The 16,821-nt window shown below is 28.6% G+C and carries 14 protein-coding genes; 4 read left to right on the forward strand and 10 right to left on the reverse strand.

All coding sequences use genetic code 4. The annotated features are described in order from the left end of the window. The 9 genes from HTZ87_RS03150 to plsY form a co-directional block, all read right to left on the reverse strand. Entirely contained in the window at positions 1-1,197 is a 1,197-nt protein-coding gene (locus HTZ87_RS03150) for an ABC transporter ATP-binding protein (RefSeq protein ID WP_174893109.1), read from the reverse strand. Between the two features lie 4 nt (positions 1,198-1,201). Next, positions 1,202-2,152 (reverse strand): sugar ABC transporter permease, encoded by a 951-nt coding sequence (locus HTZ87_RS03155; RefSeq protein WP_174893110.1) that lies wholly within the window; start codon positions 2,150-2,152, stop codon positions 1,202-1,204. Positions 2,153-2,155: 3 nt separating this feature from the next. Continuing rightward, positions 2,156-5,275 carry an ABC transporter permease subunit gene (locus HTZ87_RS03160; protein WP_174893111.1) on the reverse strand — a complete coding sequence of 1,040 codons (3,120 nt, stop codon included), beginning with the start codon at positions 5,273-5,275 and terminating at the stop codon, positions 2,156-2,158. Positions 5,276-5,277: 2 nt separating this feature from the next. Next, on the reverse strand, positions 5,278-5,802 hold the full coding sequence (locus HTZ87_RS03165; RefSeq protein WP_174893112.1) for a hypothetical protein: 525 nt from the start codon (positions 5,800-5,802) through the stop codon (positions 5,278-5,280). A gap of 2 nt (positions 5,803-5,804) precedes the next feature. Continuing rightward, a complete protein-coding gene (locus HTZ87_RS03170; protein ID WP_174893113.1) occupies positions 5,805-8,285 on the reverse strand; it encodes a hypothetical protein in 2,481 nt (826 codons plus the stop codon). A gap of 19 nt (positions 8,286-8,304) precedes the next feature. Further along, on the reverse strand, positions 8,305-8,760 hold the full coding sequence (locus tag HTZ87_RS03175; RefSeq protein WP_174893114.1) for a hypothetical protein: 456 nt from the start codon (positions 8,758-8,760) through the stop codon (positions 8,305-8,307). A 107-nt stretch (positions 8,761-8,867) separates the two neighbouring features. Then, on the reverse strand, positions 8,868-10,910 hold the full coding sequence (locus tag HTZ87_RS03180; RefSeq protein ID WP_174893115.1) for an alpha-amylase family glycosyl hydrolase: 2,043 nt from the start codon (positions 10,908-10,910) through the stop codon (positions 8,868-8,870). Between the two features lie 105 nt (positions 10,911-11,015). Then, positions 11,016-11,912 carry an ROK family protein gene (locus HTZ87_RS03185; RefSeq protein ID WP_174893116.1) on the reverse strand — a complete coding sequence of 299 codons (897 nt, stop codon included), beginning with the start codon at positions 11,910-11,912 and terminating at the stop codon, positions 11,016-11,018. A 66-nt stretch (positions 11,913-11,978) separates the two neighbouring features. Further along, a complete protein-coding gene (plsY, locus tag HTZ87_RS03190; RefSeq protein ID WP_174893117.1) occupies positions 11,979-12,713 on the reverse strand; it encodes a glycerol-3-phosphate 1-O-acyltransferase PlsY in 735 nt (244 codons plus the stop codon). Positions 12,714-12,786: 73 nt separating this feature from the next. Here plsY and def point away from each other — a divergent pair, with 73 nt between their 5' ends. The 4 genes from def to HTZ87_RS03210 are packed head-to-tail and all read left to right on the forward strand — an operon-like array spanning position 12,787 to position 16,091. Next, positions 12,787-13,350, forward strand: a complete 564-nt coding sequence (def, locus tag HTZ87_RS03195) for a peptide deformylase (RefSeq protein WP_174893118.1) — start codon at positions 12,787-12,789, stop codon at positions 13,348-13,350. A gap of 27 nt (positions 13,351-13,377) precedes the next feature. Further along, positions 13,378-14,604, forward strand: coding sequence for a hypothetical protein (locus HTZ87_RS03200; RefSeq protein ID WP_174893119.1), 1,227 nt, complete (start codon positions 13,378-13,380; stop codon positions 14,602-14,604). Between the two features lie 2 nt (positions 14,605-14,606). Next, entirely contained in the window at positions 14,607-15,533 is a 927-nt protein-coding gene (locus HTZ87_RS03205) for an MSC_0882 family membrane protein (RefSeq protein ID WP_174893120.1), read from the forward strand. A 3-nt stretch (positions 15,534-15,536) separates the two neighbouring features. After that, the gene (locus HTZ87_RS03210) at positions 15,537-16,091 is read left to right on the forward strand and encodes a DJ-1/PfpI family protein (protein ID WP_174893121.1); all 555 of its coding nucleotides are present in this window, start codon (positions 15,537-15,539) and stop codon (positions 16,089-16,091) included. A gap of 23 nt (positions 16,092-16,114) precedes the next feature. Here HTZ87_RS03210 and HTZ87_RS03215 read toward each other — a convergent pair whose 3' ends face one another. Further along, a complete protein-coding gene (locus tag HTZ87_RS03215) occupies positions 16,115-16,807 on the reverse strand; it encodes a PQ-loop domain-containing transporter (RefSeq protein ID WP_174893122.1) in 693 nt (230 codons plus the stop codon). Positions 16,808-16,821 lie beyond the last annotated feature (14 nt).

A 16,821-nucleotide genomic window follows, 5' to 3' on the forward strand; every position in this document is an offset into this window, starting at 1 on the left:
TTAATTAATTCTGTTTTCAGTTTCTTTATCAAATAAGTGAATTCTTGGTATTATAAATTCAACATAAACTTGTGAATATAATTCAAATTCTTCACTATTAGAAGCATTAACGATAAATTCTAGATCTTCGTTAACTTTAACCGCAATAAGTTGATCTTTACCGATTAACTCAATATTTGTTATTTTACCTAAAACTGAATTTGGAACTTGTTTGCTATGTATTTTTAAATCTTCTGATCTGAAACCAACAACGATTTTTTGGTTTTCTTTAACTAATTGTTTAGATTCATCATCTAAAGTAATTTCTAAACTGTTGTTTTCTTCTATTAATTTACCATTTTTGTAAACTGCATCGAAAGTGTTCATTGTTGGTGAACCGATAAATTTAGCAACAAAAACATTAGCTGGTCTAAAGTATAAATCTTTACCTTTACCACTTTGTTGAATTTTTCCGTCGTTAAATACAACGATTTGGTCACCCATTGTCATAGCTTCTAACTGATCGTGTGTTACATAGATACTTGTTGTGTTTAACATTCTATGGATGTTAACAATTTCTCTACGCATGCTTTCTCTTAATTTAGCATCTAAGTTTGAAAGCGGCTCATCCATTAAGAAAACAAGTGGTTTTCTGGCGATAGCACGTCCAATAGCAACACGTTGTCTTTGTCCCCCTGATAAATCACGAGGTTTTCTATATAAGTATTCGTCAATTTTTAAGATCTTAGCAACGTCTTTAACACGACGGTCGATAATATCTTTTCTTTCTTTAGCAATTTTTAAACCAAATGAAATATTGTTATAAACATTCATGTGTGGGTATAAAGCGTATGATTGGAAAACCATAGCGATATTACGTTCATTTGGTAATAAGTTGTTGTATCTTTTGTTATTGAATAATAAATCACCTTTAGTAATTGAGTTAAGACCAGCAATCATTCTTAAAAGTGTAGTTTTACCACAACCTGATGGTCCTAAAAAGATACAGAAGGTACCTGGCTTAATTTCTAAATTAATATTTTCTAATGTATATTTTTCGTTTCCTTCATATTTTTTAGAAATATTTACTAAATTAATGTGGGCACCGCTGTTTGTGGAAGAAATTTCCCCAACTTCAGAAAGCATAGATTCTAAATCAATAGTTTCAAAACCAGTATCTAAATCTGAAATTGCATTTTCATTTAAATTGTTTTTCATATTTTTATCCTTTCACGGCTCCGTCACTTAAACCACCAACGATGTATCTTTGTAAGTACATGAATAACACAAAGGCAGGTGCTGAAGCTAATATTGAACCAGCAGCATATGCACCAGCATTAACGTGTTTAGGTTCAGTATCAATAAAGTAACTTAACCCAACAGCAAGTGTTGTATTTTCTAATTCGAATAAAACGAATTTAGGTAAGATAACATCTGTAAATGGTATTAGGAATGACCATAAAGCAACCATAATTAAAGCGGGTCTGATAACTGGAACTAATATTTTAAAGAATAGTCCTCAGTTATTACATCCATCAACTTTTGCTGAATCATCTAATTCTGATGAGATGGTATCTAAGTAACTTTTTAACATAAATGTGTTACCTGAAATTGAACCACCTGCATAAATTAAGATTAACATAAATATTGTTGGGAATCCAAGTGAATTACCCATTCTAATAAGTAAATATAGCGAAATTAAAGCCGATGTAGCTGGTATCATTTGAAGCATCATAATAACTGTTAATGAGTGCTTAGAACCAGCAAATTTAAATCTTGAATAAGCATAACCATTTAAGGCTACAGCAATTGTTGAAATAACCATTGTTAAAACAGCAATTAAAATTGTATTGAAGTATCATCTACCAAAATAACTTTGCTCACTTGTAAATAAGTAAGTGAAGTTATCTCAACCAAATTTAAATGGTGTAATAGCGATAATACGTGGGTTGTTTACGTTAAACGCTGAAACGATTAGCGAAACAATTGGGAAAAGAACAACTATTGCTCAAACTATTAAGATTAAATAATTAAAGAATAATCAAATTATTTCCATTGTTGTAGGAGGTTTTGAATCTGATTCGTTAAAGTTTAATCTTTTTTTGTCTAGTTTTTCTTTGTTTACTTTTATATCATCAAAAATATGTGAATAAACTCTTTTTCTAAAAAACATCTCTTAATCCCTCCTTGACATTGATTTAATAAATCCACGAGCACCAAGTGAAATACTGAATAATGCAGCTAAAGTTGTTAAGGCAGCAGCGAAGGCTTGATCTCCGGCAAATTTAACTGTACCAAGTGTTAATTTGTAAACTCATGAAATAATGATATCTGTTGAAGCTTCACCAAACACAGTAGGGTTAGCAAATGCAGGACCACCACCTGTGAAGATAGAAATTGTTGTAAAGTTGTTGAATGAACCAACAAATTGTCCGATTAACATTGGGGCAATTGATAATAATAGCGAAGGCAATGTTAAATATCTAAATAACTGTGCACCTCTAGCACCATCAACTGAACCAGCTTCATAAATATCTTTTGGTATTGATTGTAAGTTACCTGTTACTAACATAAAGATTCAAGCATAAGCAATTCATGTTTGAACAATAATAACAAGTACTCTTGTTTTTCCAATTTCGGCTAATCAGTTTTTAGCTTCACTGATTAAACCTACTTTTAGCATAATTAAGTTAATGAAACCTTGATCTCCACCTTGGAACATACTTTTAATAAATGTAAGTGTAACGAAAGCAGGAATTGCTCAAGGTAAAATGTAAATAACTCTAAACACTTTTTTGAATTTAATTCTTTGGCTGTTTGTTAATACAGCAATTATGATACCAACACTAATTGGTATTAATGTAGAGAATATTGTTCATAGAATTGTTCAACCAATAACTCTTTGTAATGATAATAATAAGTTATTTTCTCTGAACACTCATCAGTATCCTCACATCTTAAGTCCAACTCAATCAACTGTTTGTGATGGAGCTTGGTGTTCATAACCGAAGTTTGTAAATGAAATTAAGATAGATGTAAAGATAGGTGTTGCAACGATGAAAATCATTAAGAATCACCCAAAAAGTGAAATCATTCATGGGAATCCACTTGTGTTTAATCATCTCTTTGTGTGTGTTCATTTACTTGGTCTTGAACCATATTCTAGTTGTTTAGCAACACGGTATGAACTTATTGATGAAACCGATAAGTAAGCAACCGCAAAAACTAATAACACAACGGAAATAACACCACCAAATATATATAAACGAGCATCAGTGAAGACTCCTAATGATGCATTATGCAATCCTTTTCCAAGGTCACTGAATCCAGGGATACCACCCATTCTACTTCAGTAGGCACCAAATGAAAACGGAATAACAATTGTTCATATAAATGTTGATAGTAATGTTAATAAAACACCTTTAACATATTGTTTAAAGAATATTAACTCTGATAAACCAGGGAAAATGAATCCTAAGAATGCTGTTAAGAATCTTAAGTTCTTCATTGTTTCTACTGGTATTGTTTTTTGAGCTTCAGTTATTTTACTTTCGTAGATTTTTTTGTTAACTTTGTGCTCTGAAAACTCTCTTCAAAATGCTGTTCTTAAAATTTCTTTATTAGACATCAACATTGATTTAAGTTTTGTTTCACGAATTGTTTCTTTTTTATTAATTTTGTATTCGTAAATTTTATTTTTATAAGCTTGTTTTGAAATTTCTTTTGAAGCTATTTTACGTTTTAATTCGGCTTTTCCTTCTTTAAACTCTTTTATAGCTTTTGCTTTAGCAAGCTTGAATTTTTCATTATCTGTTAGAAGTTCTAGGCTTAATTCTTCGATATTTTTAACTTTATCTCTGTTTTTAAGTTTAGCCACTTCTTTACGTTTAAGTGCTAATAAATCATGTTTAGCACTTATTTTTTCTTTTCTAAAAGCTAATCTGGTTTTTCTTGAATCAATAAATAAATCTTTTAATGATCTAGATTCTTCTAAATTAAATTTACCTTCATATGTATATTTAACTTTACTTAAACCGATTTTTTCTTTATATTGTGATTTTAATAGGTTTTTAAATTCAATATATGTTCTTAATAAGTTTAATTTACTAAAGAATTGTGAGTAAGCAATTTTAACAAAATCATTTTCTTTATTTTCTTCAACGAAGTTTTTTACTTCACTTTTTAATGTAGTCGCAACTTCTTTTGCTTGATCAACTGTAAAATTACTTTTGAATGTGTAATCTAATTCAGGAACTTTAATTTCGTTTTTAGATAAAAAGCTCATAAAGTCTTTTGTATTTTGTACAATAGAACGATATTTAACTAATTTTAATTGTTCTTTGTAGTTTGATTTAATTTCTTTAATTTGAGCATTTGAATTGTCAATTATGTTTTTAACAACTGCTTTATTTTTAGCTTCGGCTTTTAGAATAACTTCTTTTTGTTCTTCTATTTTTTCTAACGCTTTTGCTTTAGTTTCTTTAGCACGTTCCATTAATTCATTAGATTTTTTTGTATATTCGTACTCTAATTCAAGTATTTTTTGCTTTGTTATTGTTTTAATTTGTTCTGTTTCTTCAATATAAAGCTCTTTTTGTAATTTATGAGTACCTTCAAATTTTCTAATTAATTCTTGTTTACGGTTGTATAAACTAATTCTTTGTTTTTCAACTTCGTTATAAATATTTGTAAAATATTCTTTTGGATTATCAAGTTTTTTAACTCATTCTAACTCTATTGGTAATAAAAAGTCATGAATTAAAGATATATTGAAATCAGTTTTTTCTATTTTTTGTAAATAAATTTTCATTATGTTGTAAACAGCGAATTTTTTAAATAATTCGTTTTCATCAACATATGTTTTAGTTTTTAATTTTTCTATGTTATCTAATTTGACATTAATTTCATCAGCACTTTGTTGTAAAGAGTAAACAAAATCTTTTGCATATTTTTTTGTATCTTTTAACTCTGCTTTGATTTTATTAATTTCAAATTGCAACAACTTGATTGTTGAATCTGAATATGATAATTTTTTAATAGAATCTTTTAAAACTGCAAGTTTATTCTTGTAGGCAACTTTGTGACTCGCAAGTTCTCTTTTTAAATTATCTTGTAGTTTTGTTCTAGCCCTTAAATATAGATCTTTATCTATATTTTCTTGAGACTTTATCCTATCCTTAGTTCTTAAAAATATGTTTTTTACTTGCTTTTTGTAAGCAGCCATATTACCTGAACTTTGGGGTAAAATATTATCAAATGACTCGCCATATCAATTATAAAGTTTTAAATCTTCCATAATTATCTGCTTCGTCCTTTGTGTATTTTATATCATTCATAATAGTGAAATTTTCTATCAATATGGTATTTTAGCATAAACACAAAAAGTGTCATTGCCATTACTCCTGATAAAAATGAAGCAAAGATACCTACCCAGAATTGAAATTTAGTATATTGACTAGTTTGTGCAGATCCTCCGTAAAAAGGCATTCCGACAAAAGTTATAAATACTAAAATTCAAATTATAAAGAATAGATATCCTGCTTTAATTTTATTTTTTAAAAGTAATATATATACCAAGAAAAATACTATCACGAATGAGTTTGCAATGTAAGATATTATCGTTTTCATTGCTAATTGTGAAACAAGTTTACTTATTTCTTCTTCATTATTTTTTGATTCAATTTTTTTAACAAATTCTTCGTTAATACCGTAACCAAAAGGTATTAAAACTCAAATTAGTAAAGCAACTGATAATAATGCTATTAATGAAATGAAAATATAAAATTGTTGTTTATTAATATTTGTCTTGTATTTTTGATACATACTTATTTTTGAGCTGGTTTTTTAGCATCGAACACAACTGTTAATGATGCTTTACCTTGAATTGCTGTTGCTATTTGAGTGAATAAGTAATCTAAATGATCTTCAAGTTTTGCAACAAGGTCTTCTTTGCTGTTTACTGAACCTTTAATTTCTTCTAATTTAACTTTGTTACCGATTGTTTTTTCGTTTCAGTTTCCTCATACTTGACCAAATTGAGGGTTTGAGTTATCGATACGTCTTTCTTGAGTTGATAAGATACCAATTCCACCATTTTTAATTGTTTCTGATGATGCAACAACTTTAAGAACTTTATCAACACTTTTTAGTTTGTTGTATTCATCTGTTTTTGTTGTAACTTCATCAAATGTAACATCAGAAGGTGTACCATCAGCTTTAACCATTCTTCCGCTTTCGTAAATTCCTGCTGTCGCAGATCTTACTCTAGCAACGTTTTTATAGTTAGCTAAGTATCCGTTTACTGCTTTTTTAATTTGTTCAGCATCTACTGGTGTATTTGCAACATCTGCTGAAAATTCTTTAGCTTTTTCAACAATACTATCAACATAAGCATCTAATTCTTCTTTATTATTAATGATGTTAACAAATGCTGCAATTAATGCTTCTTTTTCGTCACCATTATCTCCGTATGCACCGAAAATGTATCTTTCTACTTTTCTAACGTGTCATGAGTTTTGACCTTCCATTAAATCAGCGTATTTAGGATCTGTAATCTTAGAAAGACCACCTTTAACAATTTGTTCTCCAATTTGTCATACTTGACCATTTCCTGATAATTGATCTAATTTATTTAAGCCAAGAATAGCTGCAAGTGCATTTCTTAAAGCAAATGAATCTTCTAAACTATTGTTAAGAGTTGTGAATTGTTCCTCTGTCATTTGTTTAGGTTTAACATTAAAGTTTCCTTTTTGATCATCTGCTTTTGTTGCGTGTTCTTCAGGTGTTATTAATTGGTAACTAGATTTAGGAGATTTATTAGCATCGTTTAAAGGTTCGTTATTGTTTTCAATACTTCATGTATTACCTAATAAGCTACTTTTTGCTAATTTAGCAATTGGTTGTACAACTTCTTCGTATTTAGTAATTAATGCTTCAAAATCAGCAAAACCTAAATCTGTAGCAAATTTAGAGATCGCAGCATTTTTCTCTACGTTTTGTGCCGCATAAGCTGCTTGAACTTTTTTACGTTCTTCTTTAGCAAAAGGAATCTTAGAATCTCTTTCGAAGTATCTTAAGTATGGTTTTGTTTTGAAAATAATTTTAATTAATTCAACAATAGCATTTTTTCTGTCTTCTGAAACACCATTATTTCTAGCATTAATTGCGTATGATCATGATCCTGAAGCTTGTAAATATTTATATTCATCTTTTGTATTTACAACGTTAAAGAATGATTTAGCTTTTGCTGTTGATTGAGCATTTTGAATATCTCATGTACCAACTAAAGCAAAATTAATTTTTCCTTCTTTCATTAATCTAAATGAAATGTTTTGAGCATTACCTACATCACTACCTAAGAATGAAACTAAGTCAGCTTGTGAAATACCTTTTTTACCAAAAACTGTTTCAGCATATTGAACTGTATCTTTTTTATATGCAGCTTCGTAAATTGGTCATAATAAATCACCAACAACTTCAAGAGCTTTTTTAAATTGAGGGTGGAATTCATCTTTTTTCATGAACCCTGAAGAAACTTCATTATTTTTTGAATAAAGAATTTTTGACATTAAGTATGTAGATTTTTCACCGTTTGTAACTGCATCTTCTTGTAATTTATCAAAAACCCCACCAAAGATTCCGTTTCCGAATCAGAAGTCTTGAATTCTTAATAAAGCTTGACCACTAGAAACTAATTCTGCTAATGTATCTGTATTAACATTTTTTAAGATATCTCTAGCTGCATTTTCGTCTAATGCAGAAGCCATAACAATACCTTCAGCATTATGTCTTAAAGCTAAAAGTTTTTTAACTGTTCCTGCAGCTGCGTCATCTCTAACAACACCTTCTACAGTACCGAAATCTTTCATTTCTTTTTTCTCTTCTTCAGATGTAACACCTAATTGTGTTGCAAGTTCATCAAATAAAGTTGGTGAGAATTCATCAATTTCAGCTAATGAACCTGTTTGAGCTGTACTTGTAATTCTATCGTTAGGTGCATAGAATAAATCAGGAACTTGATCATCTGTTAAACCTTGAGTACCGAAGTCAAGAGCACCAAAAACGTTTTTAGTAATAGTTTTAATTTTGAAACCTTTTGTTTTAGCAAATGGTGTTTCGTTAAATTCTTTAATAACTTCTTCGTAAAATTCTTTTTGAGCTCCGTCAACTGCGATAACAATATCTTTTCTGTTGGCTCATGTGTTACCGTTTGAACTTGATGTTGTTGTTGAACCACAAGCGATAACTGCTGATAAAGATGCAAGACCTCCAACTAAACCAGTTGATAATAATAATTTTCTTTTCATTTTTTCTCCATTATTTTGTTTATTCGAACGCTAATTCATTTTTATTATAAGCGACGATTAAGAATAGGATACTTATCGGTGTTAACATTAGTAGTAAGCTTAAAACACCTATGATTGCTATTCATTTATTAAATTCTGTTTTTTGTAATATATAAAAAACATGTATCGATAAAATAATAGCAACCAAATAAGATGTTGAATATATAGATATAAGTATTCTAGTAGTATACTCCTTCATTTTTAGAATCAATGTGCCTCAAAATTCGCTTTTGTCCACTGTATTTGCAACATTTATTATATATAACGCAAAAACAACTTGTAAGGCCAATAATACCATACTCGAAAATATAAGGAATAAATATTCTAAAATTTTTGGCTTATATTTTCTTTCTAGCGGGTATTTACCTAGAAAAAATCATCTAATCTTCGTTTTGAAGGGGATTTTTTTAACTTTATATTTATATTTCTTTTTCATATCCTATTTATAATTTTATAACAAATTTAATTGTTATGTTTACATACAACTAAAATTGTATGTTTTTTGTTATTCTAACTTGATATATCAAGATAGATTGTTTCTTTCTATTTTTGATCTTTTCTACCTATTAAGTAGGCTGCTAACTTAACTCCGCCTTTACCTTGAATAAGTGTTGGGCTTTGTGTTGGATTAGATGGATCAAGTAATGATGTTTCAATATTTTTTGATAAGAATACTTCTTTTATTTCAAAATCTTTTTTAAGTCAAACATTTGAAAGTGGTTTATTGCTTCCGTTAAAGATAAATAAAACATATGTTCCATCGTGATTATCTCTTAAAACTGTTTCACTATATTTGAAATCATCTTGGTAAATATCAGGTCTTAATTGATAATCTAAAACTGTTTCAGGGTTAGCAATGTGTTCTACTTTTTGTTCACTAACTGATGGGTAATCTTTTCTAACTTTAATTAATTTAGAAAGTAATTGGTAGAAACCATTTGGATCATTAACTAAATATTCTGTATTTCCTTCACCAACTGAAGCTTTAGGTAAGATTTGTGCACCATCTCTTTCGTCAACAAAGTAAACTTGTTTAGACATATCTCCTCAGTATCAAGGTTCACGAACGTTTGTATCACCTTCACGTTTATTTCCACCTTGCATTAATATTTCATCACCCATATAAAGAGTTGGGTATCCACCTCTTGTTAATAATGAAAATACTGCATATTCATATGCTGATCTTTCTTGATCGCTAAGTGTATTTGGTTCAGCACCAACTTTACCATGTGATACTGTATTTCTAAAGTTAGTAATTCATCTATCAACGTCATGGTTTTCTAAGTGAGGCATTCATTCTCTTGGCTGTCCATTTTTATCTTTTAAAGCATTAAGAACATTTCTTTCATCTTCTGGACGAATGCTTACTTCGTTGTTATATCTTCATTTTGTTCCGTCGATTAATGAACCAATAGCCATTGAATCATTTGATTTATCAAATCAGTAATCTTTAGAGAATTTTGGACCTACTCAACCTGATGGATCACCTCATCATTCACCAAACATAAATGCTTTAGTTGATGAACGTGATACACCTTCTTTTTCAGCTTCTGCATATGCTTTTTCAGCTGCTTTTCTTCAACTTGATAATAATTTTGTAGTTGTTGAAGCACCAGATTCTTTACGTTTAAATCTATTTTCACTTTGGAAGAAGTGATAGAAAGCATCGTATCTAAATCCGTCAACACCTTTTTTAGCTCAGAAATAGTGAACGTTATTTATTTCTTCTTGTAACTTAGGTGAAAATAAGTTTAAATCAGGCATACCTGCTCAGAATTCGGCAACTCAGTGTTTGTTAGTTGTTTTAACGTCATACTCTTTACCGTCATAATCTGTGAATTTATCACCTTTTTGTAATACGTTTTTAAAGTAAGTTCTTATATTATCGTCGTCAATACCCTCTCTGTTTTCTCTACCACCAAAACTGTTGTAGAAGTTGTAGAAACTTTTGTATTGTGATTTATCATTTAATAATGCACTTTGGAATCATGGGTGTTCGTATGATGTATGGTTAAACGCCATATCTAATACAACTCTAATTCCGTTTTTGTGAGCTTCAATTAAGAAAGCATCAAAAGCTTCCATACCACCAAGTTCAGGTGCAACAGCTGTATAGTCAATTGCATCATATCCGTGATATGTAGAGGCTGGGAAAATAGGTGATAAATAAAGTGTGTCGATTCCTAAATTAGTAAAATAACTTAAATTGTTTTTTAAACCAATAAAGTCCCCAATACCATCACCATTACCATCAGCAAATGAGTAAACCATTAATTGATAAACAACATTAGATCTTTTAGCTTTTTTATTGAATGGAGCAATAGCTTTTACATTTTTAGCTTCATCAGCGTATGTAAAGTTATTTAAACTTTTTTGTTTGTTTACTTCAACAAACTTAGGGTTGTTTCAACCAATTCAATTTTTTCCAGATTCTTTTCTTCTGTTTTGAAAATCTTTTTGTTCATAAGGAACTAACTTTACATTCTCTTCTTTTGTTTCATTGCTAGAACAACTTAAAGAGACTAAAGTCGTAGCTGGTGCTAATAAACCAGCTGCTAAGTATAATAATTTTGTTTTTTTCTTCATAGTAATATAAATTATAGAAAATTTTATGGGTTTTTATAAAGTATAAGTGATAAAAAAAGATTACTTGATATATCAAAGACTATGATATTAAAAAAACACATTAAATTAATGTGCTTGATCGTTAATTAAATAATATAAACCAACTAATGCTGAGTCATCACCTAGTTCATCAAAAATTAACTCTATATTGTTGAAATGGTTAAAGTCACTCATTTTTTTAGCTTCTTCAAAAGCTTCTTTCACGAAATCACGGTTTGCTAATGCTAAGCTACCACCAACAAAAAATACTTGTGGGGCAATAATTGCAGCACTAATTGCAAACATTCTTGATAAAGCTTCTTTAGCTTCTAAAATTATTTTTTTAGAAATTTCATTTGTGTGTTCAGTATCAAAAACATCTTTAGCATTATTCCCAATTTTATAAAATTGAGCTTTTGTACCTATACCACTTCCAGAGCAGTGTAATTCTAAAGCAAAGTTATTAATTAAGCGATGCTCACCCTCAAATTCATTTCTTGCTATAGGTAATTGAGCTATTTCTTGTGCGTAGTAGTTATTTCCGTGGAAAATTTTATTATTTATAACTAAACCTGCACCAAAACCAGTACTAATTGTAAAGAATTGACTAACTTCAATATCTTTACCAAATTTCTTATGATTTGCTAAGGTCATAGCATTAGCATCATTTTCAAAAACTATTGATTTTAAGTTAGTTTTAGATAATAAATAAGTCTTAACATCGAAATTTACTCATGACCCTAATAGGTTAGGACTCTTTAAAACTACACCATTTTTGTAATCACTTGGTCCTGGAATACATAAAGCAAGATGCTCGATATTGTATTCATTAACTTGGTCAACTATTCAATCACAAGTTAATTCTGCACTATTTACATTTGTTTGTGTTTTGTTCTTTTTTAAAATTTTTGCATTTTCATCAAATAAGGCGAAACGTACATTTGTTCCACCAACGTCTACTGTTGCGTATTTTGTATAATTCATATTTATATTATATATATTTATAATTTTATTTATAAAAATAAACACATTAGCATGTGTTTATCGATATTATCTTTTAATGTTTATTTTAGGTTCTGTTTTGTTTTTCATTCTTAAAATATTAGGTTTATGGAAATAAATGATTAAAAATGCTAACAGTAATGTAATTAAAGGAATAACAATATAGTAACTTGAACTACTAATATTATTAAATATCCCAAGTGGTCCAGTAATCATCCAAGGTGTAAATAATGAAATAGATGACACAAATGAAGCAGTTATACTTGCTAATGAAACGTATTTTTTAATGTATAAAACACCAAAATACATGATGACAAAAACTAAAAATGCAATTACATTAATACATAACAATAATCCTACGAAGTTAGCTACTCCCTTTCCACCTTTGAATTTATGAAATACAGGGAAAATATGACCTAATAAAACCGAAAACCCACCTAATGTAGGTATTAAAATTAATTTACCGTAAATTTGATTAGAAACAACAAAAGCATTTGAAGTAGAAACATTTAATTCAATACTATTATTTATTAACTTAGCAATTCCGTATGATAACGTTATCACAATTATTGGTTTTATTATATCTGCAATTAAAATAAATGTACCAAACATTTTTCCATAAACACGCTTAGCGTTTGTTGAACCGGCGTTTTTAGAATTAAAATCTCTTAAATCTTTTTTGAAAAAATATTTACCAAGCAAGATTGATAAATTAATAGAACCAATCAAGTATCCAATTACAATAAAAAGTAAATTTGTTAATATTGCCATGTAAATTTGCATTTTTTCTCCTTATTTTCGCGTAATTATTAATTATTTAATTAATTTTTCTTTAATTAATTATATAATAAATAATATGAATAAACAAAAACAATTTGATGTAAAAATAGTTGAATTACCCGATAAGGTTTTAAGAAAAAATTCGTTAGACGTGGAATTACCTCTATCAGAAGAAAATATAGAATTAGCAGAACAAATGATCTACCATATTGATGACTCTCAAACAGAAGGAACTAAATTTAGACCTGGTGTTGGAGTAGCCGCAGTTCAATACGGAATTCTAAAAAATGCTTTTTATATTTTTATAAAAGATGAAGATGAAAAAGTTATTTTTAAAGACGTACTTTTCAATCCAAAAGTTGTATTTAAAAGTAAAGAATTAGTCGCTTTAAGTGAAGGTGAAGGATGTTTATCTGTTTCTGAAGAATGACCAAACCAAGCAGGTTATGTTCACAGAAGCAAAAAAATAATAGTTGACGCTTACAGTTATTTTGAAAAGAAATTTTTAAGATACGAAGTTACAGATTATTTAGCAATAGTATTCCAACACGAATTAGATCACTTAAACGGTATGCTTTTCATTGATCGTTTAAAGAAAAAAGAACCTTGAAAAAAACTTAAAAAATCTACTTATTTATAGCCAAATTAAATGGAAGGAATTTAAAAAATGAATTTAAACTACGTTAGTTACTTTTCTGAGAATAATTCTACAGAAAAAAGTAAAGACGCAATATCTCAGATATTAGAAAAAATTAATTACTTTTTCACTAAGTTAGACGTACCTAGTTTAACATACATAATACCAATCATGATAATTGTACTTTTTGCATTATCATTCCTTATTGGTATGTGATTAAGAACAAAATATGTTCTAGCTAAAGTTGTTGCTGTTGGTTTAACAATAGTTGGATCAATTGCAGCTGCTACAACACTACAAAACAATGAACGTTTCGTAGAATATAAGGACGCAATACCATTTGTTATTACTCTTGCAGCGTTAGGTTTCTATTGATTAATAAGAGGGATTTTATTCTCAATTACTATTACGCTACATATTTTAATGCGTTGAAGAAGAAAAAGAGTTGATAGAAAACGTAACTTCTTTAAAAAATCTACAATTAGATTATTAACTGGTGCTTCAAACATGGTAGCATCATCATTCGGTATTTTCTTATTTAGTAACGTTTTACTAAGTGCAAGTACAAAAGATAACAGTACTTCAAAAGCTAGTCAAGTTGCTGTTAAAATTATGACTGGTGGTAGAGGGGCAAGTCTTAATGGTATTGGTAACTTTGCATTATCAATCTACCAAATTGTTACTGGTGGTGATAAGTTGTTTGATGATTACGTTAATAACCCAAATAACAAAGAAATTAGAGAAAAATTCGAAAAAGTTATGGAAGGATTTACAGACACTTTAAACGATACAAATTTAAGAAATATCATCTTAAAAAATGTTGAAAAAATACCTCAAGTAAAAGAATTAAAACTTATTAACAACGAAACTGCTGCAGAAATACGTGCAAAAGTTGCTTCTGATGAACCTAGATACGCATTAGCAACTTCCGAAAAAGAAAGAAAAGAGATTGCGACAGATTACATTGTTAAAAATATTTCAAGTATTTATGATCAATATATTCAAGATTCACTTGATAACAAATCTAAATCTATATTAAGTAATTTCTCAACTAACTTAAACAAAGATGCTAAAGCAGCAATTTCTAAAAAATTCTCTGAAATTATAGAAAAGAACGTTGAAAAACAAAATCAAGTTATTGACTTCGATAAAGTTATGAATTCAATGTTTGGAGAATTAGAAAAAAGAGCAAAAGCAAATCAACCAACAAGTAACACTGAAAAAACAGAAAGCGAAGGAAACGGAGCGACAAACTAATTATGTTTAAACCAAAACAAAATAACACTAACTCAGTTAATATGGAAACTGGACAAATACCAGTAAACCTACAAACTTCACAAATTAACAATAGTTCTATGTTTGTTGATCCGCAAAAACAATTAAACCCAGCAACATACTCAATAATTAAAAAAGAAAAAAGAATTCGTTATCTATCATTCTTTTTATGAGGAACACTTTTTCTTCTTTCTCTCATTGCTATAGGTGTTAATTATTACTTAAACACATCTGTTGACAAAAACAATGGTATTGGATGATATGTACTTATTGGTTTTATATTATTATTATCATTTTCAGTTTCAGTAAAAAGTTTAATTAAAATTTCTGGTTGAAAAAATGTAGAAAGAAATTATAGATCAAACTATTCTAATGGTGATGCTGCTTCAAGCACAATGTTCGCAGATTTATATAAAACCTTAACATTAAAATCATTAAGATTAACTTGATTATTTGTATTTTTCGCAACATATTTCATACTATTTAATTTAGCTATAGTAATCCTTTATTTTGGTATTAAAGATATTACAATCGGTAGACCATTTAATGAAAGTGAAACTAACGGTTCACTTAACTTCCACATGTATGTTGACTTAGTTAAAAACTTAGATAAAACATTCGGAAACACAAAAACACTACTAGGAATTAATGGTGGTGTATTTGCCGGAATATTTGCACTTTATTTATTTATTACTTTATACGATAAAAAAAGAATACAAGACGTTAAAGCTCAATTTGGAACAGCCGAATCTGCTATTGCAGTTATGAAATTAGTAGAAGAAAGAAGAGCTACCGAAAATAAAGCGTGAATTAAAACTTATATAATAGTATTTGTTTTAGTAGTTCTACTTCCACTTGTTTTAATAATTTATCTTGCATATAGGGGAATTATTAGAAAAGGTAAAAAATAATATATGAAATTGTTAGTAATATTAGAAAACAATTTCAATGATCTCGAATTAGTGACACCTATTACAATTTGAAGTCGTTCAAATAAATTCGAAAAAATCGATTATTATAACCCAACATTAAAAAGTGCTGTTGGACAACTTAATTTAGCTAGAATTGACAATATTAAAAATAACGTAGTTTTTTCTGATTATGATGCAATCTTTATCCCTGGTGGTAAAGGTGCTCAAGTATTAAGAAATAATAAACAATCTCATGATTTAATCAATAAATTTATCAACAATAATAAATTCATTTTCGCAATTTGTGATGCGCCTAACGCATTAAAAGAAAATAATTTAATTCCAAAAAATACTCAATTTACTAGTTACCCTGGTGAATGAAGTAAATTAATTAGAGAAACACCTGATTATATAGATACAGACGTTATAGTTTCAAACAATTTTATAACAGGTAGTTCGGCTATGAGTTCAGAAAAATTAGCATATACTGTTTTAGAACAAATGTTTGATAAACAAACTGCTATTGATACATACAATTCAATAATAGGTAAAAAATAAAAGTTATTAAAAAAGTTAACCTTTTACTTAGTGTTAACTTTTTTTATTTCTGATTTTTTTGTGTATTTAAAAGTGTATACAAATTGAATTCCGAATAAAGTAAATGAAATTAATTGTCACATTAAACCACCAACATAAGGACCAACATTACTTGTTCCTGCGGTAAATGCGATTAATAAAATTCATCAAATTATTCAAACTATGTTATTTAATTCATAAACAACATACATTCAAATTGAAATACCTTTTCATTGTTTGTGTCTTCATGAATAGATTAATTGTGGTAAGAATGCAAATGTAGTTAATGCAGGGAATATTAAAGCCATAGCTGTTTGTGTTCCTGAGTCTCATTTGAAACTACTTAAACTTCTTGAAATGATAAATGATAGTCATACTAATAATATAAGTACCAATACCGAATATGCCACCTTCTTTTTAAAAAGACTAAATTCTTTTTTGAAAAAGTATAATAAACCAATCATTATTGTGTATAAAAATAAACATACCGAATTAGCTACCAAGGTTGGTTGTAATTCATCGCCACCAAATGATGATCAGAATGTTCACATTAATAATCCGATGTGGAATATTCAAAATGAAGTGAAATTAATTTTTCCAGTCTTTTTTGTTCTTAAAATATTTATCAGCTGCGGTAGACTTAAAATCATAACAAACACAGCTGCGATTCACGCTAGTATTTTTATTGCTTGTTCCATAGGACGAAATTATA

Source organism: Mycoplasma sp. OR1901 (assembly GCF_013348745.1).
In the GTDB taxonomy this organism is placed as follows: domain Bacteria; phylum Bacillota_I; class Bacilli_A; order Mycoplasmatales; family Metamycoplasmataceae; genus Mycoplasmopsis.